At 59.9% G+C, this 21150-nt stretch carries 21 protein-coding genes; 11 read left to right on the forward strand and 10 right to left on the reverse strand.

The genetic code is table 11. The features are described from left to right. Positions 1-261, reverse strand: a complete 261-nt coding sequence (locus tag QKB66_RS11340; RefSeq protein ID WP_414253326.1) for a helix-turn-helix transcriptional regulator — start codon at positions 259-261, stop codon at positions 1-3. A gap of 67 nt (positions 262-328) precedes the next feature. Here QKB66_RS11340 and QKB66_RS11345 point away from each other — a divergent pair, with 67 nt between their 5' ends. Then, positions 329-802 carry a PH domain-containing protein gene (locus tag QKB66_RS11345; RefSeq protein WP_311517757.1) on the forward strand — a complete coding sequence of 158 codons (474 nt, stop codon included), beginning with the start codon at positions 329-331 and terminating at the stop codon, positions 800-802. Beyond that, positions 799-2262 (forward strand): PH domain-containing protein, encoded by a 1464-nt coding sequence (locus QKB66_RS11350; RefSeq protein ID WP_414253327.1) that lies wholly within the window; start codon positions 799-801, stop codon positions 2260-2262. The genes QKB66_RS11345 and QKB66_RS11350 overlap by 4 nt, the downstream gene beginning before the upstream one ends. On the opposite strand, the gene QKB66_RS11355 is transcribed toward QKB66_RS11350, so the two are convergent. The 4 genes from QKB66_RS11355 to QKB66_RS11370 form a co-directional block, all read right to left on the reverse strand. Further along, positions 2225-2512 (reverse strand): hypothetical protein, encoded by a 288-nt coding sequence (locus tag QKB66_RS11355; RefSeq protein ID WP_070518488.1) that lies wholly within the window; start codon positions 2510-2512, stop codon positions 2225-2227. The genes QKB66_RS11350 and QKB66_RS11355 overlap by 38 nt on opposite strands. Further along, positions 2509-4455 (reverse strand): ferrous iron transport protein B, encoded by a 1947-nt coding sequence (feoB, locus tag QKB66_RS11360; protein ID WP_414253328.1) that lies wholly within the window; start codon positions 4453-4455, stop codon positions 2509-2511. Before feoB ends, QKB66_RS11355 begins: the two co-directional genes overlap by 4 nt. A gap of 2 nt (positions 4456-4457) precedes the next feature. Beyond that, positions 4458-4724 carry a FeoA family protein gene (locus QKB66_RS11365; protein ID WP_248092553.1) on the reverse strand — a complete coding sequence of 89 codons (267 nt, stop codon included), beginning with the start codon at positions 4722-4724 and terminating at the stop codon, positions 4458-4460. A gap of 78 nt (positions 4725-4802) precedes the next feature. Beyond that, positions 4803-5273: a tRNA (cytidine(34)-2'-O)-methyltransferase gene (locus tag QKB66_RS11370; RefSeq protein WP_061920678.1), complete on the reverse strand. Its 471-nt coding sequence runs from the start codon at positions 5271-5273 to the stop codon at positions 4803-4805. Positions 5274-5297: 24 nt separating this feature from the next. Here QKB66_RS11370 and QKB66_RS11375 point away from each other — a divergent pair, with 24 nt between their 5' ends. After that, complete coding sequence (locus tag QKB66_RS11375; protein WP_096336518.1) at positions 5298-6155, forward strand: bifunctional methylenetetrahydrofolate dehydrogenase/methenyltetrahydrofolate cyclohydrolase; 858 nt, start codon at positions 5298-5300, stop codon at positions 6153-6155. Beyond that, positions 6156-6482: a DUF3017 domain-containing protein gene (locus QKB66_RS11380; protein WP_248092551.1), complete on the forward strand. Its 327-nt coding sequence runs from the start codon at positions 6156-6158 to the stop codon at positions 6480-6482. Here the strand turns inward: QKB66_RS11380 and metX are convergent. The 3 genes from metX to QKB66_RS11395 all read right to left on the reverse strand — a co-directional run bounded on the left by metX (position 6479) and on the right by QKB66_RS11395 (position 9334). Beyond that, entirely contained in the window at positions 6479-7630 is a 1152-nt protein-coding gene (gene metX, locus QKB66_RS11385) for a homoserine O-acetyltransferase MetX (protein ID WP_414253329.1), read from the reverse strand. The two genes, QKB66_RS11380 and metX, sit on opposite strands and share 4 nt — an antisense overlap. Positions 7631-7643: 13 nt before the next feature. Continuing rightward, positions 7644-8981, reverse strand: a complete 1338-nt coding sequence (locus QKB66_RS11390; RefSeq protein WP_248092549.1) for an O-acetylhomoserine/O-acetylserine sulfhydrylase — start codon at positions 8979-8981, stop codon at positions 7644-7646. A gap of 143 nt (positions 8982-9124) precedes the next feature. Further along, positions 9125-9334, reverse strand: a complete 210-nt coding sequence (locus tag QKB66_RS11395) for a hypothetical protein (protein ID WP_070518484.1) — start codon at positions 9332-9334, stop codon at positions 9125-9127. Between the two features lie 403 nt (positions 9335-9737). Here QKB66_RS11395 and QKB66_RS11400 point away from each other — a divergent pair, with 403 nt between their 5' ends. The 3 genes from QKB66_RS11400 to QKB66_RS11410 are packed head-to-tail and all read left to right on the forward strand — an operon-like array spanning position 9738 to position 13882. Further along, positions 9738-12386, forward strand: a complete 2649-nt coding sequence (locus QKB66_RS11400; RefSeq protein WP_311517752.1) for a nitric-oxide reductase large subunit — start codon at positions 9738-9740, stop codon at positions 12384-12386. Positions 12387-12395: 9 nt separating this feature from the next. Continuing rightward, entirely contained in the window at positions 12396-13043 is a 648-nt protein-coding gene (locus QKB66_RS11405) for a hypothetical protein (RefSeq protein WP_248092545.1), read from the forward strand. Then, positions 13043-13882 carry an SPFH domain-containing protein gene (locus QKB66_RS11410; protein WP_061920695.1) on the forward strand — a complete coding sequence of 280 codons (840 nt, stop codon included), beginning with the start codon at positions 13043-13045 and terminating at the stop codon, positions 13880-13882. Before QKB66_RS11405 ends, QKB66_RS11410 begins: the two co-directional genes overlap by 1 nt. Positions 13883-14047: 165 nt before the next feature. Here QKB66_RS11410 and QKB66_RS11415 read toward each other — a convergent pair whose 3' ends face one another. Then, complete coding sequence (locus QKB66_RS11415) at positions 14048-15364, reverse strand: PLP-dependent aminotransferase family protein (protein WP_414253330.1); 1317 nt, start codon at positions 15362-15364, stop codon at positions 14048-14050. A gap of 81 nt (positions 15365-15445) precedes the next feature. Between QKB66_RS11415 and pdxS the strand changes: the two genes are divergently transcribed. From pdxS to QKB66_RS11430, 3 genes are all read left to right on the forward strand, one after another. Beyond that, entirely contained in the window at positions 15446-16378 is a 933-nt protein-coding gene (gene pdxS, locus QKB66_RS11420; RefSeq protein ID WP_414253331.1) for a pyridoxal 5'-phosphate synthase lyase subunit PdxS, read from the forward strand. 49 nt (positions 16379-16427) lie between these two features. Then, positions 16428-17021 (forward strand): pyridoxal 5'-phosphate synthase glutaminase subunit PdxT, encoded by a 594-nt coding sequence (gene pdxT / locus QKB66_RS11425; RefSeq protein ID WP_311517823.1) that lies wholly within the window; start codon positions 16428-16430, stop codon positions 17019-17021. 86 nt (positions 17022-17107) lie between these two features. Then, entirely contained in the window at positions 17108-18124 is a 1017-nt protein-coding gene (locus QKB66_RS11430; RefSeq protein ID WP_414253332.1) for an HNH endonuclease signature motif containing protein, read from the forward strand. Between the two features lie 66 nt (positions 18125-18190). Here the strand turns inward: QKB66_RS11430 and QKB66_RS11435 are convergent, their stop codons facing one another. Next, complete coding sequence (locus QKB66_RS11435) at positions 18191-20245, reverse strand: M3 family metallopeptidase (protein ID WP_414253333.1); 2055 nt, start codon at positions 20243-20245, stop codon at positions 18191-18193. Between the two features lie 78 nt (positions 20246-20323). On the opposite strand from QKB66_RS11435, the gene QKB66_RS11440 reads away from it, so the two are divergent. Beyond that, the gene (locus QKB66_RS11440; RefSeq protein WP_414253334.1) at positions 20324-21106 is read left to right on the forward strand and encodes a MerR family transcriptional regulator; all 783 of its coding nucleotides are present in this window, start codon (positions 20324-20326) and stop codon (positions 21104-21106) included. The last annotated feature ends 44 nt before the right edge of the window (positions 21107-21150 follow it).

Genomic DNA, 21150 nt, shown 5'->3' on the forward strand with positions numbered 1-21150 from the left:
TTAATCCCTTCGGTAAATCTCTGTTGACAAGGGCTGGAATTCGGTGCGCGAGAAGACGGCTTCGACAGGGAGGTCGAATACTTCGCAGATGCTGAACGCGAGGTCGAGGCTGGGAGAGTGATCGCCACGCTCAAGGGCGCCGATGCTTTGGGGGTTGACCCCGACGGCGTCGGCAAGCTGGGCGCGCGACATGTCCCTCTCGACCCGGAGCAACCGAACCCTATTGAAAATTGGGGAAGACGGCTTTTTCTTTGGGGACATAAACCAAAGTGTTGTATAAACCCAACACTTTGTCAAGGGGTCTGAGGGCTTTGTTAGCATAGGCGGCATGCGCTCCGCCCTTTCTCCAGACATACATCCGGTCTCCCGGAAGCTGACCACAGCTCGCTATATTCACCACCTGAGCTGGTCGGCAGTCTTTGCTATCGCTTTCGCGGTTGCGGGGTATTTCGCCAGCTCATTTTGGTACTGGTTCGCCGGAGCCTGGGTAGCGTGGTTCGTCTACTTGCTCTGGCTCATCCCCGCGCAGGTGGCGAATATGGGGTGGAAGGAGACCGACGATGAGCTGGTGATTACCCGCGGCAAGCTGTGGTACCGCCTGACCATTGTTCCGTTCGGCCGCATCCAGTTCGTGGACGTCTCCGCCGGCCCAATCGAGCGGGCCTTGGGGCTGAAAAGGGTGAAGATTCACACGGCGTCGACAAGCTCAGATGCGAAAATTGCAGGCCTTTTAGCCGCTGACGCCGATGCATTGCGCGAGCGCCTTGCCGTGAAGGCACGCGAGAGGATGAGCGGACTGTGAGCGGCCGGCACCGGCTGGGCAAGGACCGCGCCCCAGTTGATAGGGAAGGCTATCGCCGTGTGCACCGGCTGACGCCCCTGCTGCGCTTTTGGTCGGTTATCTTCGCGTTTCTGGCCATTTTCGTGCTCAACTTCAACGTGGAGATGCTCTCCGACATCGCGGCCTACCTACGTGGCGGGCACTGGAGTGACATTGGCCTTGGAACGCTCGCGGGGCTCGGCGGCTTCGTCGTGGTCTGCCTGGGCATTTGGTATGTCTCCGCCATCTGGTGGCGCAAGCTGGGCTATAAGCTCGGCCCCGATGAGGTGGCGCTGCGTCATGGCGTGATTTCCACGTCTTTTCGCTCCGCGCGCTATGACCGTATCCAAGCGGTAGACGTGGTGGAGTCCGTCATCGCGCGGCTTTTCGGCCTTGCTGCGGTGCGCGTGGAAACAGCTGGCGGCACGGCCTCTGTCATTGAGATTTCCTTTCTGCGCAGGCAAGAGGCCATGGCGTTGCGCGAGGAGCTTTTGACCCACGTGCATAGCCGTTCGGCGGGGTCGGAGGCTGCCGGTTCCGAGGCGGTCGGGCAGGTAGCTCCGGCGGAAGAGCAGGGCTGGCAGCTGATTCCAGAAATCCCCGTTGGTCGCACGCTGGCGGCGGAGGCGCTGCGTTTGCCCACGCTGATTGCGGTTGTAGTCATGGCGATTTTCCTCGCTTTGCCGGATTTCCGCGCCGCCACGGTGCCCATCGTGGTGGGCTTTGTGCCCAATATTTGGAATCTCATCGATACCTCGTGGCGCTTCCAATCCCGCTACGACGGCCACGATGAGGTACTCAACATCTCCTACGGCTTGGCTGACCGCCGCCGCCAGACCATCCGCCGTTCGCGCATTCACGCGGTGCGGGTTACCCAGCCGCTGCTGTGGCGCATGTTTGGCTGGTACGAGGTGCAGGTTTCCGTGGCCGGGTACGGCGCGGTGGGCGGCGGCAAGCAGTCGGGCTCCACGCGCATCTTGCCGGTGGGCACGCGGGAGCAGGCGCTGCGCGTACTAGAGCTGGTCTCCGATCTTGATGCCGCGCAGATCGAGTATTACGCCCAGCCAGAGGGGCACACCCACCCCACCTATGTGTCGCCGCGTAAGGCCTGGTTGGCCTCGCCGGTGGATGTGCGCCAGCAGGCGGTCACGTTGGTGGGCGAGGACGTCGCCGTTGTGCATTCAGGAAGACTGTCGCGTCGGGTGATGGTCGTGGGCACTCCGCATATCCAGGAACTGACGGTCCAAGCCGGCCCGCTCAATCAGCTGCTGGGCGTGCAAAACATCCGCTTCGATCTGGTCCGCGGCCCCGTGGGCATGGCGGGAAAGCAGCTCGCGCTTGCCGACGCCGCCGAGCTTCTCACCCGCCTGCGGCAACGCCGGCTGCCTTCGATGGAGCACGAGGCTACGATGCCGGCGCCGGGCGAGGCCGGCGCAGACTAAGCAAGACCGGCCCGCGCTTTCGTCCGAGGTTGGCGGAGGCTGTGCCGCAGTGGGCTGCAGCAGCACAGGAACCGCATCCGCTGGTGGGGCAGGAGTTGAGCGCTTCGGCGTTTAGCTCCCCGGTGGAAAGCAAATGCGAAATCACAAGATTGACCGTGCCGATTTCAAGGCCCGTTACGTGCGCGATTCCGGCGCGGGTGGTGGTGCCGGAGGAAATCGCGTCCTTTACCTGAACAATGGGCGAGGTCATAGCAGCCTCAAGAGCTGGAAGACGGCGACGGCCAGCGCCCAAGCGGTGAATAGTTGCACCGCGAAACCGAAGAGTGTCCAGCGCCAGCCAATCTCCCGTTTCTGGGCAGCCAGCGTTGCCACGCACGGGGTATAGGCGAGCAGGAAGAGCATATACGCCCACACTGCAGCGTTCGTATTTCCGTCGGAGGCTGTGGCGAAGTCGGCGCGCACCTTCTCGCTTAAGGGGCTCGATGCCTGTTCTTCGGGTGCGGCGTCGGTGACGTCGTCTACTGCGTAGGTCTGCGACCACGTGGAAATCAGCGCTTCCTTGGCCACGAACCCCGTCACTAGCGGGCCCGCGAGCGACCAAGAATCAAAGCCCGCCGGGGCAAAGGCCGGAGCGATGCTGCGCGAGATAGCGCCATAAGCTGAATCCTCAGGAGCTGGCGACTTGTAGTCAGACAGGGAAACCCCACCAGCGCCTACGGGAATCGCCATGAGCAGCCAGATGACCACCACCGTGGAGACGATGATGCCGCCGGCAGTCTGCAAAAATCCCTTCAGCCTCGTCCACATCACCGACATGGCGAGGCGGAAGGTGGGAAGTTGATACGTCGGAAGATCAATGACCAGCGGGTCCTGCGGCACAGCCCGCCACAACGTGCCGCGCAGCACCAAGCCCACCAGAATAAGCAGAGCGATGGAGATGACGTACATACAAAAAACGACGCTGCCGGCATGACCCGGGAAGAAGGTCTCCGCCAACATCACGAAGACCACCAACCGGGCAGAGCAGGAGGTAAACGGGATAAGCAGCGAGGTCATGATGCGATGCCGCGGCGAACCCAGCACGCGGGTCGCAGCAATGGCAGGAACGTTGCAGCCAAAGCCCACAACTATAGGTAAAAATGCCTTGCCTGGCAGGCCGATGGCGCGCATGAAACGGTCCGTAACCACTGCCGCGCGGGCCATATAGCCAGAATCTTCAAGCACGGCCAGGCACAAAAACATCAGCGCCATTAGGGGTGCAAAGGTAAGGACCATGCCGACGCCGCCAATAAGGCCGTCGACAAGCAAGCCCTCTACCAGCGGATGCTGAAGGCCGACTGTCTCCAGAAGGTGGCGCGCTGCGTCAGAGATGGGCCCTGAGACCAGAGCCTCCAAACCGTCTTGCAGAGGAGCGGCCACCGTGGTGGTTATCTGAAAGACTAGCCACATCACCGCGAGGAAAAGCAACGGGCCCGCTACCGGGTGCAGCGCTATCGCATCTAGGCGCTGCGAACGTGTGACCGGCTGGGACTGCATGTGCACCGCTGCTTTGGTGGCGGCGTCGAGATCCGCAAAGCGGGCGTCGATGCTGGCGTCTTCGCGCAGGACCTGTGGCTCCTCAGTGAGGGACGCCTGCACCGTCTCACGCAGGCGCTCCAATCCTTCCCGCCGGCGGCCATCCACACAGACCACCGGGATTCCCGTGGCCCTCGCGAGCGCATCGGCATCCACCTGTAAGCCCTGGTCTTGTGCCACGTCCAGCTTGGTCAGCGCGATGCTGAGCCGGTAGGGAAGCTCTGCGAGCTGAAACGCCAAGTTGAGCCCGCGCGCAACCGCAGTCGCGTCGACCACGACGATGACGTGATCGGGGCGCTCGGCAGGGGCGGCGTCGTAAAGCATGGTGCGCGTGAGCGCCTCATCTGGGCTGAGCGGATCCAAAGAATAGGTGCCGGGGAAGTCAATGAGATCGGCAACCTCGGCCGGGCAACACGAATGCGCAATATTCCATGCGCCGCGGCTGACCTCCACGGTCGTGCCCGGCCAGTTGCCGGTCTGCACCTTCGAACCGGTTAGCGCATTAAAAAGCGTGGACTTGCCGGAGTTCGGCGCTCCCACCATGGCGATGATGGCAGCGCCCGCGGGAGCCAGCGCCCCGCCCGGATTTCCATGGCAGCTGGGCGTTACAGCACTCATCACTAAACCCCGATTGATTGCAGCGTCTGGCGGTCGATGGCGTAGCGGCAGGAGCCAACCGCGACGATGCGCGCGCCGCCTGCCACGTGCGCGCCGACGGTTAGGCATGCTCCCGGGCGGATGCCCAGCTCGCCCAAGCGGCGGGCCATGGCTGGATTATTCATGCAATCCAGGCATTCGGGGCGCAGGGTAACAGTAGAACCGACAGGCAGGGAGTAGGCCGAGTTGTGGGAGGTCGACTCGCCTGAGCGTACGTGCAAAGGCAACATGACTGGGCATCCTTTCAAATTCGGTTATAAAGTTACCCTAACCGAATGATGGTTTACCTAATCGTTGTGACAATTGTCCTAGACAGCGCCCTTAAACCCCAGCTGGCGCCAAGCCTCATACACGGCTGTCGACGCCGCGTTGGACAGGTTCATCGAACGGCGCGCCGGGACCATCGGAATGCGCACCTGCTCGGTGATACGTGGGTGATTAAGATGCTCTGGCGGCAAGCCGGTGGGCTCGGTGCCAAAGAGGAGGACATCGCCTTCCTGGAACTCGACGTCCGTGAACCACTTATCGGTATGCGTGCTAAAAGCAAACACGCGCGCGCCGGGCAGTGCGTCCATGCAGGCGTCGAAGTCCTTGTGGATGTGCAGGTCAGCAAGGTCGTGGTAGTCCAGGCCAGCGCGCTTTAGGTGCTTGTCATCGAAGTTGAATCCGAGCGGCTCGATGAGATGCAGGGACGCTCCAGTGACGGCGGCGGTGCGGATTGCGTTGCCGGTATTGGTGGGGATCACGGGATTATCAAAGACGATGTGCAGCTGGCTCATGGGCATAAGTCTAGGATGGAGCGCATGAGCGCAACCAAACTAGATGGCAAGTTGTACCGTGACGAGATCTTCGCGGATCTGAAAACCCGCGTCGAGGCCCTCAAGGAAAAGGGCATCCAGCCTGGCCTGGCCACCGTGCTGGTGGGCGATGACCCGGGCTCGCATTCCTATGTGAAGATGAAACACCGCGACTGCGAACAGCTGGGAATCAACTCCATCCGCAAGGACCTTCCGGCGGATATTAGCCAGGAGGAGCTGGAAAAGGTCATCGACGAGCTGAACGAAGACGACGGCTGTACCGGTTACATCGTGCAGCTGCCGCTGCCGAAGCACTTGGATGAAAACAAGATCCTGGCCAAGATTGATCCGGAAAAAGACGCCGATGGCCTGCACCCAGTCAACCTGGGCAAGCTGGTTTTGAACGAGGATGCCCCGCTGCCGTGCACCCCGAATGGTTGCATTCACCTGCTGCGTCGCTTTGGTGTGGAGCTGGATGGCGCGAAGGTCGTCGTCATCGGCCGTGGTGTGACCGTTGGCCGTCCGATCGGCTTGATGCTTACCCGCCGCAGTGAAAATTCCACCGTTACGCTCTGCCACACCGGCACCAAGGACTTGGCCGCTGAGACGCGCTCAGCCGATGTCATCATCGCAGCGGCCGGCAAGGCACATATGCTCAACGCAGACATGATCAAGGAAGGCGCCGCGGTTCTCGACGTCGGAGTTTCCCGCGTTGATGGCGAGCTGGCTGGCGACGTCGCACCAGACGTCTGGGACAAGGCCGGCTTCGTCTCGCCGAACCCGGGCGGTGTCGGCCCGCTGACCCGTGCCTTCCTGGTGTCCAACATCGTGGAGCGCGCAGAAAAGCTGGCGGGCCAGCAGTAGATGGCCCCGGAGCTAAACCTCGATAACCCGCACGACGCCAATCTGCGGCCCTCCCGCCTACCCGCGTCAGTGCAGTGGGCGGCCGTGGGGCTATTTTGTGCCGCCGTTGCACTTTCTGCGGTTTTTGCGATTTCCGAGCACTGGCGCCGTGCCACGGTAGTCCTTGGCGCAGGCCTGCTTTGGCTTTCGTTGGTGCGGCTTAGCTGTGACTCGAAAATCGTCGGCATCCTCGCGGTCCGCTCGCGCCGTTTTGATGCGTGCTTTACCGGCGTTATTGGTGCCGTGATGGTGTTCTTGTCGGTTTCAGTCGATTCGTTGGGGTCTTAGATGTAGTACTCGCTGCCGCTAAAAGCCGTTTCCAACTCCAGCCCGTCAGGTGCCGAGAGCGTAAGGAAGTTACGCAAGATTCGGTCCATCTGGCGGGCTTCGGCCAAGAAAGCATCGTGACCGACGGGGGAGACGATTTTTGCCATGGCCAGCAGGTTGCCGATGTTGCGCGAGATATGTTCCTGCTGGTGATACGGGTAGAGGATGTCCGTGTCCACGCCGACTACCATCGTGGGAACAGTCGATGTTGCTAGTGCTTTGTTGAGGCCGCCGCGGTCGCGGCCGACGTCGTGGCGGTTGAGCGCCTCCGTCAGCGTTACATAGGAGCCGGCGTCGAAGCGGCGGGCGAGTTTTCCTCCCTGATAGTCCAAGTAGGAGTTGACCGCGAAACGCTGGTTCCCCGCGCGGTAAGGCCCGAGCGGATTCTCGCCGCGTTGTGCTTGGACGCCGAAGCGCTCGTCGATTTCCTGTTCGCCGCGGTAGGTGAGGTGGGCAATCCGGCGTGCGGCGGCGAGCCCTTCGCGAGGCGTTTTGCCGCTTGCGTAGTAATCCCCGCCGTGCCAGAACGGGTCGCGCTCAATGGCAGAAATCTGTGCGGATTGAATGCCGATCTGCCAGCCCGAAGCCCGCGCTGATACCGCAATGACGCAGGCCGCGGTTATGGATTCCGGGTACAGCAGCGTCCACTCCAGTGTGCGCGCCCCGCCCATGGAGCCACCGATGATGGCATGGACCTGGGTGATTCCGAGGGCTTCTAGGAATTGCCTTTCCGTTCTCACCAAATCTCGAATCGATAGCGCGGGGAAGCGCGAACCCCAGGCACGGCCGTCGTCGGGATGCGCGCTGGCGGGCCCAGTGGAACCAGCACAGCCGCCCAGCGCATTGGTGGCGATCACGCACCATTTTCGCGTATCCAAAGCCTCGCCTGGGCCCAGCAGGTCGGCCCACCAGTCGGCAACGTTGGAATCGCCGGTCAGTGCATGCTCGATGAGCAGGACGTTATTCTTGCCGTGCGGGTCACCGGCGAATTCGCCCCACCGCTGATACGCAATACACACCTCGGGAATTTCAGCGCCTGCTTCAGTACGCAGCTTGCCGACGCCGACTTCTTCGAGCTCACCTTCACAAGCCAAGTTGGGCACAGTCATGGCGACTTCTTGATTAGATGGCCGCGAAGCCGCGCTCGAGGTCAGCGATGATGTCGTCAATTGCTTCGATGCCAACGGAGAGGCGAATCGTGGCCTGGGTGATGCCAGCTACCCGCAGCCCCTCCTCGTTGGATTGCGAGTGGGTGGTGGTAGCCGGATGCACCACAAGCGAACGGGTATCGCCGATGTTGGCCAGATTGGAATGCAGCTTGAGGGAATCGATGAACTTCCAGGCGGTTTCTGTGGCCGCTGCCGGTTCGCCCGACTCGGTGGCCACTTCGAAGGAGAGTACCGAACCGGTGTATTGGTAGCCGAGCTTTTCCTTGGTGGTCTTATACGGGCTCGAGTCGAGGCCGGCGTAATTGACCTTGGCCACCTTCGGATGCGCCTCGAGGAATTCCGCAACTGCCTGGGCATTTTCGTTGTGGCGCTGCACGCGCAGCTCCAAAGTTTCCAGCCCGGTCAAGGTCAGCCAAGCGTTGAAAGGCGAGACTGCCGCACCCGTATCGCGGAGGATGCCAGCGCGGGCGCGCAGCGCGAAAGCCAGTTCGCCGAGGTCTGCAAACCGCAGGCCATGGTAGCTTTCGTCGGGTTCGGTGAAGAACGGAAATACCGGCTTGCCGTCGCGCTGAACGGTCCAGTTAAAGGTGCCGCCGTCGACGATGACGCCACCGATGGCCGAGCCCGAGCCGGAATAGAATTTGGTGGTGGAGGCGACGACGACGTCCGCGCCGAGCTCTAACGGGCGCGCCAGCGCCGCGGTAGCGATGGTGTTGTCCACAATCAGCGGCACCTGGTTTGCGTGCGCTACCTCAGCGATTGCTGGAATATCCAGCACATCTGCCACCGGGTTGCCGAAGGTCTCTCCATAGAAGGCCTTGGTATTTCCGCGCACAGCGCACTGCCATGACTGCGGATCATCGGGATCCTCGACCAGAGTTACTTCAATGCCGAGACGGTGCAGCGTATGGGTAAAAAGGCTATTCGTTCCGCCATAGAGGCGAGGGGAGGCCACGATATGGTCGCCCGCGCCAGCCAGCGTTTCGATGGCGGCGGTTTCTGCCGCCTGCCCAGAGGCAAAGGCGACTGCGGCTACGCCGCCTTCGAGCGCCGCTAGACGACGCTCGAGTGCGTCCACCGTGGGATTTGTCAGCCGGGTGTAGATGGGGCCGGCGTCGGCAAGCGCAAAGCGAGCGGCGGCATGCTCGGCCGAATCAAATACGTAGGAGGTGGTTTGGTAAATCGGAACGTTGCGGGAGTTGGTGGAGCCGTCGAGATCCTGGCCTACGTGCAGGCAGCGGGTAGCGAGGGCGAGGTTTTCAAGGTTGCTGGTGTCGTATTTTGTAGCCATGAGCAAAGACTAGACCAAGCGGTTCATAATGGGCATGGATGTGGAGAAAATTTGACGTTTGCCCAGCAAGTGAAATGAATAAAAACAGACAAAGCGGTCGGCAGGTAGCCGACCGTTAGTCGCGGTGTGAGTTTAGCGCGAGTTTATTTTTGGGAGCCTGCGCGCTGGTGGATGAGGTACCAGCCGCCTAGGATGCCGCCGAAGAGTAGTAAGGCAGCCGCAATGAAGACCATTGCGACCGTGACGGTTTGGTGCGGGTCGTTCAGGAAGATCATCGAAACAATCGCCGCGAGGAAGATGGCGGCAAAGAGGGTGATTAGCCAGTTGCGCTTGGTGTGCTCTGCGAAAGTCATGCTTAAAATAATACGACAAAATCCGAATTAAACAACTTTTGGGGTTGGGGTTGGTGGCGTTAACCTGTATGTACTCTGATTTTTTCAGCGCTTTGCAAATGGTGATTAAATTAACACCGTTGGGAAATCGCTTTAAAGCTAAAGCAAATCGGGGAGTATGGTCGAAGTGTTTTATTGCGTTTCACTTGGGGAGATATAAAAATTAGCTGAAAATCGGCAATGGGGGAATGGTCTAGCTATTGGCGGGTGTCAACCTTCCGTATGACCGCCTTTGGGGAAGGTGGGCGCGTGCCCGGCTATTTAACTCTAGTTTTTCCGTCCATAATCGGTGTGGGTGCCTTCTGACTCGGGACACCTTGGCGCGCAGTCTAAGCGTCAGCACATTGAGAAGACAGGAAAATATATGTCCACCACTACTAGCCACGAGGACCGCCGCAAGCCGGTCCTTAAGCTCAGCAGCGTGTGGGTGCAGGGCGTCGCCCTAGTCATGATCTTTGGCTTTCTAGTCATGGGTTTTTTGGCGTACCGCACTTACAACGCGTCTATGCCTCTTCCGGAAAAGATTGTTTCCGAAACCACCGGTGAGACCATCCTGACCAAGGATGAGATTCTGAACGGTCAGGCTCTCTACCAAACCCGCGGCCTGCAGCAATACGGCTCCGTCATGGGACACGGCGCCTACCTAGGCCCTGACTACACGGCGGAATACCTCCGCATGTCTTTGGATAAGGCACGCGAGCTTAACGACGCCAACGGTTATCCCGATTTCATCTCCTCGGACGCGACTCCAGAAGAAGCAGTCCAGCAGGAGTTCCGCACCAACCGCTACGACGAAGCAACTGGTGTACTGAAGTGGACCGATAACCAAATCGCTGCTTTCGAGTCCAACAAGGACTACTACGCGAAGTACTTTGGCGAAGACTCTCATAACAAGGGACTTCCATCTGAGTTCATTACAGACAAAAAGCAGATCAACAACCTTGTTGGTTTCTTCGGTTGGACTGCATGGGCTTCTGCGGCAGAGCGCCCGGGCCACGATTACTCCTATACCAACAACTGGCCGGCTGAGCCACGCGTGGATAACGGCCCGACCGCAGACCTCGTGGTCTGGTCTGTGCTCTCGCTTATCGCGCTGATCGGCGGCACCGGCCTTATCTTCGCGATTTATGGCCGTTGGTCTAAGTCCATTGGTTGGCACGCAGAAGAGGCGCCAAACCTCGACTTCACCCAGCCGGGCGAAGTAGGTCTTACCAAGTCGCAGAAGGTCGTGGCATGGTTTGTCCTTGTCATCGCATTGCTCTTCCTCATCCAGGCGCTCCTGGGTGCAGCCTCGCAGCACTACCGCACGGAGCTGACCGGCTTCTTCGGTATCCCATTGCAGGAAATCCTGCCGTATAACGTCTCGCGCACCTGGCACCTCCAGCTGTCGCTGCTGTGGACTGCAGGCGGCCTGCTTGCTGCCGGTATTTTCTTGGCCTCTTTCGTGGGCAAGAAGGAACCGAAGAAGCAGCACTGGCTGGTTTGGTTCCTGCTCGGTGCCATCGCGTTTGTGGTCTTTGGCTCCATGGCCTTCGAGTGGCTGTCTACCATGGGCTACATCAAGGAAGGCACCCTGTTCTCCCAGCAGTGGGAGTTCCTTGACCTGCCGCGCTTCTTCCAGATTCTGCTCACTGTGGGCATGTTTGTCTGGATTGGCATCATCTTCCGCCAGCTGCGCGGCCGCCTGAAGTACGAACACAAGTCCAATATGCCGTGGCTGTTCTTCTACGCCGGCATCGCCATCCCTGCTTTCTATGCAGTGGGTAACCTGGCTGGCTCCGAGACCCATATCTCTGTTGCCGAGTTCTGGCGCTTCTGGGTCGTCCACCTGTGGGTGGAGGACTTCCTCGAGCTGTTTACCACCGTGATGGTGGCCTATGTCTTCGTGCTTCTCGGCGTCATCCGCGAGAAGATCGCCCTCGGCATCATCTTCTTGGACATTATTTTGTACTCCACCGGTGGCGTTTTGGGCACTATGCACCACCTGTACTTCTCCGGTACCCCGGTTGAGCACATGGCACTTGGCGCTTTCTTCTCTGCTGCCGAGGTCGTGCCGCTGACCCTGCTGACCGTTGAGGCTTGGACCTTCATGCAGCTCGGTTCCCGTCAGCGCGCCTCCGGCGAACGCCCATTCCCACACCGTTGGGCAGTTATGTTCCTGGTTGCAGTTGGCTTCTGGAACTTCTTGGGCGCCGGCATCTTCGGCTTCCTAGTCAACCTGCCAATCGTCTCCTACTACGAGATTGGTACCGCGCTGACCGCAAACCACGCACACGGCGCCATGATGGGCGTCTACGGCTTCCTGGCCGTCGGCCTGTCCGTATTCGCGCTGCGCTACCTTATCCCGAAGGAAAAGTGGTCCGACAAGGCCATGGCGTGGTCCTTCTGGCTGCAGAACATCGGTCTGCTGTGGATGGTTGTTATTTCGCTGCTCCCGTTGGGCGTTATGCAGCTCTACGAATCCGTGGCTTCCGGATACGTCGAGGCACGTTCCCTGGGCTACATCACCGAGCCTGGCAACTTCATCATGGAGTGGCTGCGCATGCCTGGCGACGTCATGTTCTTAGCCGGCATCATCCCGTTCCTATGGATGGCGCTCAAGGGCGTGCTGTTTAACAAGGAAATCCCGACCATCGAAGAGCACCCGAAGGATCCGCTGTTTAGCATCATCGCGCCTGACGACGACGATCACGCCGGCGAGGTGCCCGTCGCGGGCGCTGCCTCCAGCGTCGGCCTTGTCTCCGGCGGAAAGGGTCGTGTGGATACCCGCGACGGCGCGCACAGCACTGGACGAGTGGCAGGCCGCCGCTATGGCTACATCGACGAGCGTGGCGCCTTCGTTGAAGAGCAAGCCCCGGACTCGGGCCGCGGCGATTCTGCAGCTTCTGGCCCACAGGACCCAGAGTTCGAATCGCGCACCAAGTGGGGCGGCACCTACCTCTCCGACAAGCGGGCGGACGGTAATCCTGGCCAGAAGAAGCCAAATCAGAATAAGCCGGATCAGAAGAAGTAGGGACACATAATGCAAGCTCCAGGAATCTTTACCCTCCTGGCGGTGTGCTACGGCCTGTTTCTTCTGGTTGTAGCGTGGGGCTTTGATGCTATGGCGAAGCAAACCGCCAACCGCACCATGGCTAACCGCGCTGGCACTTTCCGCTACTTGGAGGAACACGACGCCTGGCAGTGCCCTGAAGATCAGTGGCTTTGGCCGTCGAGCTTTGACCCGGAAAACCGCGTCATGCGTTACCGCGCCAACCCCACGGTGTGCAATACCTGTCCAGTGAAGGATGCCTGCACGGTCTCCCACCATGGCAGGGAAGTCACCCGGCAGCTCGACCCATGGCCACACTCCGACTCTGGTCGTTTCCACCGCGGCATTGCCCTCGCGGTGGCCGCCATGGGCTACCTGCTCCCGCTGTCGTCCCTAATTACCAACCACTCGCTGTCCGAGGTGCTTATCACCCTTGCCACCGTCTTGGTGATTACCGGTCTTGGTGTCTATCCGTTGGCACGCCACCTGTGGAATACGCCATCGAATGCGCCGCGAATCGTCGTCCCCGAAATGGACAACCGTGAAGCCGAGCTGGCCGCCCAAATCGACCGCTATGGTTCGAAATACGGCAAGTCCAGCCGTTATCGCTCGGAACGCAAGAAGGAAGAAGCTAGCTAATGTCAGCACTCGTTTTCTGGCCGATCGTCATCGGCATCATCGTCGCGCTCATCATCGTCTTTTTGATGTACTCGCTGAAAGTCATCAAACAGTACGAGCGCGGAGTGGCCTTCCGATTCGGCCATCTGCGTCCGCTCATGGAGCCGGGCCTGCACTTCATGTGGCCGGGCATCGATAAGCTCGAGCGCGTGGACCAGCGCGTGGTGACACTTACCATCCCTCCGCAGGAAATCATCACCAAGGACAACGTCTCCGTGCGCGTGAACGCCGTGGTCATGTTCGAGGTGACGGATTCGCTCAAGGCCGTGCTGGAAGTGGAAAACTATGCCGTCGCTACGTCGCAAATCGCGCAAACGACTCTGCGTAGCCTGTTGGGCCGCGCGGATCTCGATGATCTCCTCGCACACCGCGAAGAACTCAACGAGGATCTTGCAAATATCATCAACGGCCAGACCGAGCGCTGGGGTGTTATCACCCGCATCGTGGAGATCAAGGACGTGGAAATCCCAGAAATGATGCAGCGTGCCCTTGCCCGCGAGGCAGAAGCCGAGCGTGAGCGTCGCGCCAAGGTCATCTCCGCACACGGCGAGTTGCAGTCTTCCCGCGAGCTGCGAGAAGCCGCGGAGGAGCTGGGTAAGGCTCCGGCAGCTTTGCAGCTGCGCTACCTACAGACGGTGCTGGAGTTAGGTGCAGACCAGAACTCCACCATCGTCTTCCCACTGCCGATGGACATCATGGGCGGCTTCATGGACAACCTCGGCACCTTCTCGAAGGGATTTAAGGATTTCAACGAGAACTTTTCGCAGCTAGCCGGCGCTAAAAAGGCTGAGGATAAGTAACGTCCTAGGCAACCGCAGTAAACCGTTAGCGCAGCAACTAAAGGGTCACGCTCTTTGCGTGGCCCTTTTGGCTTTCCTGCACGCGGCTCAGTGCCGCCGGGCATGCTCGTAGGCGGCTTGGCTGCGCACGCGCATGAGTGCGCAATCAGCGCGAGATTCTACCCATTAAAGAGATGCGGCTTCTGCGACCGCAGCGAGTGCTAGCGCCAATTCCAAGTCGCTGAGGTGGCCAAAGCCCAATACGACTCCGTTTGGTGCTTCCTCTCCGCCCCAGTAATCAGCTAGTGCAGTAAGGCCGATTCCCTGTTCCGCTGCCCGTGTGACCACCGCTGCCGCTGGGCGTTCGCAGAGCAACACAGCGTGCAGACCACCGCGAATTGGTAGCAGCTCGACGCCAGGTAGCGTGCGGAAGGTGGCGGTGACTAGGTCACGGCGGCGTCGGTAAGCGCGGCGCATTTTGCCGGTGTGACGGCGCAGCGCACCGCTGGCCATAAACCCCGCCAACGCATCTTGGGTAATAGAGCTCACGGGCTGCCCAAAAAGCTGGCGCTGCTGCACAAGTGGCTCGCGCAGCTGCTCCGGGACGACGAGATATCCACAAGCGATGGTCGGGGAGATCACCGAGCTAAACGTGCCCAACAGCGCCGTGTGCTCGGGCTCGAGGGCAGTCAGCGCGGGCAAAGGTTGGCCTACGTAGCGCAGTTCGGAGTCGAAATCGTCCTCAATGATGAGTACTCCCGTCTCCCGTGCCCACCGCACCAGCTCCGTTCGACGAGCAGCCGAGAGGGAATCGCCGTACGGATATTGGTGACTCGGAGTGACGATGAGTGCATCCAGGTCCGTTAGCGGAACACGCACACCCTCTGAATCGGTAGGTACTTCCACGAGGGTATGGCCTAAAGCCTCCGGTACCTTGCGCAGACTGGGATAACCCGGCGATTCCACGCCAATACGCAGCTGCTTGCCGACGCCCCGCAATAACAACGCAAGCCCCTCACGCGCACCGGCGGTAACGAGGATGCGATCCGGATCTACCGCAAGGCCGCGCATGTGGCGGAGGTGGTGACCGATTTCTTGGGTTAGAAGGGGAGCGTTGGCAAGCGCGGCGGCGTTGCGCCAGGCAGCACGCCATTCGGGGGTGATGAGGCTCGTTGTATCGGGTAGGCCGGGGGTTAGCTCCACCCGGTTGAGGGGCGGTGGGGTGTGCGATTTCGGGGCGGTCGCGGGGGCTTTGGTGGGGTGGAGGCGAGGATTGATGCGGGTTCCGGAGCCGGTGCTTGCGACGAGGTAGCCCTCGGCGATGAGTTGATCGAAAGCGGTTACCACAGTTCCGCGCGAGACGCCTAGCTGCGCCGATAAGGTACGGGTTGAATCTATCTGCTCGCCTGGCAACAGTGTGCCAGTGGCAACCATCTCGCGGATGGCTGCCGCAATCTGCACTGGCAGCGTCCGCGAATCGTCCGGGTCGAGGCCTAAATTCATACCCTCATCTTAAAGTGGTCTAATTCAATTGGCCTAGATTGGACCTTGTTGTGGACCACTTTATGCGGTTCGATGATTCGCATGGCTGAAAACAAGACTGAGAACAAGACTGAAAATAAGACAGAAAATTCTTCCAAGATTGCAACCACCCGCGTCAAGCGCGGTCTCGCGGATATGCTCAAGGGCGGCGTCATCATGGACGTCGTTACCCCGGAACAGGCAAAGATCGCCGAAGATGCCGGTGCTGCCGCCGTCATGGCCTTGGAGCGTGTGCCAGCGGATATCCGCGCGCAGGGCGGCGTCGCTCGTATGTCAGATCCGGATCTTATTGAGGGAATCGTCGATGCGGTTTCCATCCCGGTGATGGCAAAGTCTCGTATTGGCCACTTCGTTGAAGCTCAGATCCTGGCTGAGCTCGGTGTGGACTTTATTGACGAGTCCGAGGTTCTATCTCCCGCCGATTACGTCAACCACATCAACAAGTGGGACTTCGATGTGCCTTTCGTCTGCGGTGCTACCAACCTGGGCGAAGCGCTGCGCCGTATCACTGAGGGTGCTGCCATGATTCGTTCCAAAGGCGAAGCCGGTACCGGCGACGTCTCCGAGGCAGTAAAGCACCTGCGTACCATTCGTGGCGAGATTGCCCGCCTGCAGCACCTGGATCGCGATGAGCTGTATGTCGCAGCCAAGGAGTTGCAGGCTCCGTACGACCTTGTCGCAGAGGTGGCAGAGACAGGCAAGCTGCCGGTCGTGCTCTTCGTTGCCGGTGGTGTCGCAACGCCTGCCGACGCCGCACTCGTCCGCCAGATGGGCGCCGAGGGCGTCTTCGTCGGCTCCGGTATCTTCAAGTCCGGCAATCCGGCTGCTCGCGCGGAGGCTATCGTTAAGGCGGCCACGCTGTATGACCAGCCGGCTGAGCTGGCGAAGATTTCCCGCGGTCTCGGCGAGGCGATGGTAGGCATCAACGTAGCTGACGTTCCGGCTCCGCACCGTTTGGCTGAACGTGGCTGGTAAGACAGATACGGCGGAAAAGGCAGATAAAGCGGCGAAGCCTGGCAAAGCGCTGACGGTTGGTGTGCTGGCCTTGCAAGGCGGCGTCGAGGAGCACGTTGCGATTTTGGAATCTCTCGGCGCGCACGTAACCCGCGTGCGCTTGCCCCGGGATTTGGATGGCCTTGATGGCATCGTGTTTCCAGGTGGCGAGTCTTCTACCATCGACCGCCTTGCTCGCGCCTTCGAGCTCGCGCAGCCGCTTCGCGACGCCATCCGTGCCGGCCTGCCCGTCCTGGCCACCTGCGCCGGACTGATTTACTCTGCCCGTGAACTGGAGAATCCGGCGCCTGGGCAACAGAGCCTCGGTGTGCTTGACGTCGTCGTGCGCCGCAATGGATTCGGTAACCAGCGCTTCTCTGAAGAGCGCACTGTGCCCGTGCGCTTGGATGAGGAAGAGCTGGCTGTGGAGGCGTCTTTCATCCGCGCGCCTATTGTTACCTCGCATGGCGCAGGGGTGGAAGTAATTGCCACCGTTCCTGAGAGGGACGGAGCTCCAGTTGTCGTGGGAGTACGGGAAGACAACGTCATCGCTTTGAGCTTCCATCCAGAAGAAAATGGCGATGACCGCATCCACGCGCGGTGGTTGGCAAGCTTAAGCGTGTAGCTTTAAACCGCCAGATAGCTGCGAATTTGACCATCCTGGGTGCCAAGGCGTTGTGGCTGGTAGAAGGCCTGGGTAGCTTGATGGCTATGAGCCTTAAGACATACCTTGCAGCACTCAGCCGAGGCGTTGACCTCGTCGCTGAGTGCGAAGGCATGTCTGCCGCACAGCTGATTTCTTTAGGTGCCACGTCTGCTGATGCCGCCGAGCTTCTGGCGCTCCACAGCACCTATTTTGGGCCGACGTCGTTTAGCAAGAAGCAACGCACCGCCGTTGCACACGCGCGAAACCAGCAGCATAGCCTGAGCACCCTGCGGCGCATCGAACATTTTGTTTCGCGAGTTAAGAAGAAAGTCGCGGCGTGGAATTTGCGCGTCGAACTCTGCGCGGCGGCGTCGCCAGAGGTAGAAAGGCTCGCGCGCAAACGCCTCAAGGAGATGCAGCCGCCGCGGGTGGCATCTGAACGTGCCACTTTGCGCCAGCACCCCAACGGTCTGGCCACGCTGACCGTCACTGGTTCTTCCATGGGAATTACGGATGTATTCAAAGGCATCGACCAGTCTCGCCCTGGCGCGAGCTTCTTGGAGTCGCAGTCCGAGGGCGGAGTGCGCACGCAGGCTACCACGATGGTGGTAGTCCACCTCGAGGATTATTGCGAGCTGCAGCGCGGTAATGGTCGCGGTGATGGCGATGTTATTTTGCGCACTACCTCCGGTGCCACAATGACTGGTGCGGAGTATCTTGAGCGTACCTTTTCCGGCGAGGGATTCGTTACCCTGATTAGCCGCGAGGAAGGGCCGGTGGATCTATACCGCATGTCGCGCTTTGCCTCGCCGAAGCAGCGAAAGTTGCTGTCGGCAGAAAACCCCACCTGCGCCTGGCCGGATTGCAAAGTTCCGGCTGAGCGTTGCCAGATACACCACATCGAGCCTTGGGTACACGGTGGCGAAACCAACGTTTCAAATATGGTTCCGCTGTGTTCCTATCACAACGGTGTAAACGGTGATGACCCGAATGCGCCTCCCGAACGCGGGCGCATGCTCCGCATCGGTGGGCGGGTGGCATGGCAGCCACCGTACGAAGCTCCGCCTACCTTCGTTACCTAGCAGCAACCCAGCTGTAGTTGCCAGAACTAGCGCAATCGCATAGGCGATTGCGCCTACACGCATGCCTTAAGCACCAGCGAGGCCGCGGCGCTTGAGCAGCGGCTCGACGTCCTTGTCTCGGCCACGCAGTTCGCGGTAGGTTTCGGTGAAATCGCGCGATGCGCCCTTGGACAAGATGAGCTTCCGGAACTTCTCGCCAGCTGCACGAGCTTGCTCGTCCGAGTCACCGGCGCCTTCTTCCTTGAACCAAGAAAATCCATCGGCGTCGAGGACCTCGGCCCAGAGGTAGGAGTAATAGCCTGCAGAGTATCCGCCAGCGAAGATGTGGTTGAAGTACTGAGAACGGTAGCGCGGCGCGATAAGCGGGTTGTTCAGCCCGGCCATGGCTAGGGCTTGCTTCTCGAACTGCGCAATCTCCGCCGCCTTGAGGTCTGCGGTTTCGTCGAATGAAAGCGAGTGCCACGCCAAGTCCACAATCGAGGCCGCTAAGTATTCCACCGTGGCAAAGCCCTGGCCAAACTCGCTGGCTTCCGAAACTGCCTGCAAGAGTGCATCGGGGATGACCTCGCCGGTATCCACGTGGCGGGCGTAACGCTTCACCAGTGCCGGCTCCAATGCCCAGTTCTCATTAATCTGCGAGGGAAACTCGACCCAGTCGCGGGGGACGTTTGTACCTGCGAAAGTGGGGTATCGGACATCCGAGAGTAAACCATGCAGCGCATGGCCAAACTCGTGGAAGACGGTGCGCAGCTCGTCCAAGCTCAGCAGCGGCTGTGAACCATCGGCCGGCTTGGTAATTCCCATGACGTTCACGATCACCGGTTTGCGCTCCAGCAGACCTGCCTGACCCACAAACTCGCTCATCCATGCCCCGCCGCGTTTGGTGGGGCGGCCGAAGTAATCAGTGACAAACAGGCCGATGCCATTGTCCTTGTCCGCTGCGGGATCCTGGCCCTCGTCGAAGACCTCCCACACGCGCACGCCCTCAGCATATCCCTCCAAGTCATCACGCGGGACAACCACGATGCCGTAAAGACGATTTGCAGCAGCGAATACGCCTTCCTCCAAGACCTGTTCGAGTGGGAAGTAATTGCGTAGTTCTTCCTCGTCCAGCGAAAAATCGCGAGCACGCACCTGCGACTCCCAATACGGCCAATCCGCTGCGCCAAAGTCCTCATCGCGCAGGCTCGCTGCCTCTGCGAGCAACTTCTGTTCACCTTCTGCGTTAGCCTCAGCCGCAGGTGCTAGTTGGAAGAGCATATCGCGAGCTGCCTGGGCGCTTCCGGCAGTTTCCTCAGAGATGACGTAGTCCGCATGCGAGGAAAAACCCAAAAGTTCTGCGCGTTCGGCACGCAGCTGCACCGCCTCGATGAGACCTTCTGCGTTTCCTTCGCCGCGGCGAGCAGACGCCTCATAAAGCTTCGCACGAGCCTCCGGCTGTACGAGACGGGCCTGCTCCGATTGCACAGTTGGCAGCTCTAGAGGAATCACGAAGCCTTCACGACCCAGAGCTTTTGCATCCGCGCTCGCAGAGGCCTTCCGCTCCTCCGGTAGGCCTTCCAACTCCTGTTCCGTGAGCTCCACCGCGAGTTTTCGGGTTGATTCCATCAGCGTGCGGCCGAATTCCTCAGACAGAGTCGAAAGACGCTGATTGATTTCCGAAAGCCGGGCCTTGCTTGCGGAATCTAAGTCCGCGCCTTTGCGAGCAAACGTACGCAGCAAATGAGCATATAGACGCTGGGATTCCTCGTCCTTGGGCGCGTCTACGCCCACTTCCTTTAAACGGGCGTAGAGAACCGCATTTTGATAGATCGCATCTTGATGGGCGGAAAGCTCTGGCCACAGCTGCGAACCGATGGCCTCCATACCGTCGGTGATATCGGTTCCGGAGAGATTCGCAAAGACAGCAATGACGCGTTCTAGGTCTTGTCCGGAGCTCTCTAGTGCCTCGACGGTGTTTTCCCACGTCGGGTCGGCGGGATTATCTACGATGGCGGCGATTTCGGCATCGTGGAGCTGAAGAGCCTCGTGAAATGCCGGGAGGAAGTGTTCTTCTTTAATCTCGGCAAAAGGTGGCAATTGGTAGGGCAGAGTAGACGGAGAAAGTAGTGGATTAGTCATAAGCGAACAATGTACCCAATAAGGGGCTGAAGCGGAGTGAGTTGACTCTCACGCGACGTAAGGGAGTGAAATTTTGGTATGAGCACACACATGGAAGTAGGCGAAGCCGCAGAATTTCTGGGAGTCAGCGTACGTACTCTGCACTACTGGGAAGAACGCGGACTTGTTATACCGAACGCTCGTACGTGGTCTAACTACCGGCTTTATTCGGAGCAAGACATCGCACGGGCGCAAAGAGTTGTGGTCTACCGCGCAACGGGGATGCCGCTTAAAGATATAGCTGCGGTCCTGGAAGCGGGAGATAGTCCAGTGGAACACCTACGCCGCCAGCGGGCGATGCTCATGGAAAGACAACGCCGCCTTGATGAACAAGTGCGCGCACTCGATACCCTTTTGGAGGAAACCATGAATAACAACAATCTCTCGGTTTCGCAGATTGCGGCAGTGCTTGGCGATAGTTTCGCCGATCACCACGCCGAAGCTGAAGAAACCTATGGCGATACGGAAGACTGGGCTATCTCCCAGCGCAATGCAGCCCGCCGCAACGTGGCAGACTGGGAAGAGCTTAAGCAACGCCATGAAACAATCGAGCGTGAGTTAGCCGCTGCTTGTACGGCCGGCATGGACCCCGCAGCGCCGGAAGCTTTGCAGCTGGTAGAGCGACACCGCGAATTGTTAGGTGAGCACTTTCCGGTATCGAAGTCCAAACATGTGCTTATCGCGCGCGGCTACACCGCTGACGAGCGTTTCCGCGCTCACTACGATTCCCAGGCGCCAGGTCTTGCGCAGTGGCTCCAAGACGCGATTAACGCCGCCGCACACGCCGCGGGAATCGACCCAGACACCGCGCAATGGTGTTAGTGATGCTCAAACGCACCAAGCAAGCCTAAGCGCTGAGCTCGACC

Origin of the sequence: Corynebacterium sp. c25Ua_89 (assembly GCF_047459735.1) — a bacterium.
Taxonomy (GTDB): domain Bacteria; phylum Actinomycetota; class Actinomycetes; order Mycobacteriales; family Mycobacteriaceae; genus Corynebacterium; species Corynebacterium simulans.

Bases quoted from the DNA above. Each gene is read 5' to 3' on its own strand.
- QKB66_RS11340 (WP_414253326.1), bottom strand. From the start codon at position 261: ATGTCCCCAAAGAAAAAGCCGTCTTCCCCAATTTTCAATAGGGTTCGG.
- QKB66_RS11345 (WP_311517757.1), top strand. From the start codon at position 329: ATGCGCTCCGCCCTTTCTCCAGACATACATCCGGTCTCCCGGAAGCTG.
- QKB66_RS11355 (WP_070518488.1), bottom strand. From the start codon at position 2,512: ATGACCTCGCCCATTGTTCAGGTAAAGGACGCGATTTCCTCCGGCACC.
- feoB (WP_414253328.1), bottom strand. From the start codon at position 4,455: ATGAGTGCTGTAACGCCCAGCTGCCATGGAAATCCGGGCGGGGCGCTG.
- QKB66_RS11365 (WP_248092553.1), bottom strand. From the start codon at position 4,724: ATGTTGCCTTTGCACGTACGCTCAGGCGAGTCGACCTCCCACAACTCG.
- QKB66_RS11370 (WP_061920678.1), bottom strand. From the start codon at position 5,273: ATGAGCCAGCTGCACATCGTCTTTGATAATCCCGTGATCCCCACCAAT.
- QKB66_RS11375 (WP_096336518.1), top strand. From the start codon at position 5,298: ATGAGCGCAACCAAACTAGATGGCAAGTTGTACCGTGACGAGATCTTC.
- QKB66_RS11380 (WP_248092551.1), top strand. From the start codon at position 6,156: ATGGCCCCGGAGCTAAACCTCGATAACCCGCACGACGCCAATCTGCGG.
- metX (WP_414253329.1), bottom strand. From the start codon at position 7,630: ATGACTGTGCCCAACTTGGCTTGTGAAGGTGAGCTCGAAGAAGTCGGC.
- QKB66_RS11390 (WP_248092549.1), bottom strand. From the start codon at position 8,981: ATGGCTACAAAATACGACACCAGCAACCTTGAAAACCTCGCCCTCGCT.
- QKB66_RS11395 (WP_070518484.1), bottom strand. From the start codon at position 9,334: ATGACTTTCGCAGAGCACACCAAGCGCAACTGGCTAATCACCCTCTTT.
- QKB66_RS11400 (WP_311517752.1), top strand. From the start codon at position 9,738: ATGTCCACCACTACTAGCCACGAGGACCGCCGCAAGCCGGTCCTTAAG.
- QKB66_RS11405 (WP_248092545.1), top strand. From the start codon at position 12,396: ATGCAAGCTCCAGGAATCTTTACCCTCCTGGCGGTGTGCTACGGCCTG.
- QKB66_RS11410 (WP_061920695.1), top strand. From the start codon at position 13,043: ATGTCAGCACTCGTTTTCTGGCCGATCGTCATCGGCATCATCGTCGCG.
- QKB66_RS11415 (WP_414253330.1), bottom strand. From the start codon at position 15,364: ATGAATTTAGGCCTCGACCCGGACGATTCGCGGACGCTGCCAGTGCAG.
- pdxS (WP_414253331.1), top strand. From the start codon at position 15,446: ATGGCTGAAAACAAGACTGAGAACAAGACTGAAAATAAGACAGAAAAT.
- QKB66_RS11430 (WP_414253332.1), top strand. From the start codon at position 17,108: ATGAGCCTTAAGACATACCTTGCAGCACTCAGCCGAGGCGTTGACCTC.
- QKB66_RS11435 (WP_414253333.1), bottom strand. From the start codon at position 20,245: ATGACTAATCCACTACTTTCTCCGTCTACTCTGCCCTACCAATTGCCA.
- QKB66_RS11440 (WP_414253334.1), top strand. From the start codon at position 20,324: ATGAGCACACACATGGAAGTAGGCGAAGCCGCAGAATTTCTGGGAGTC.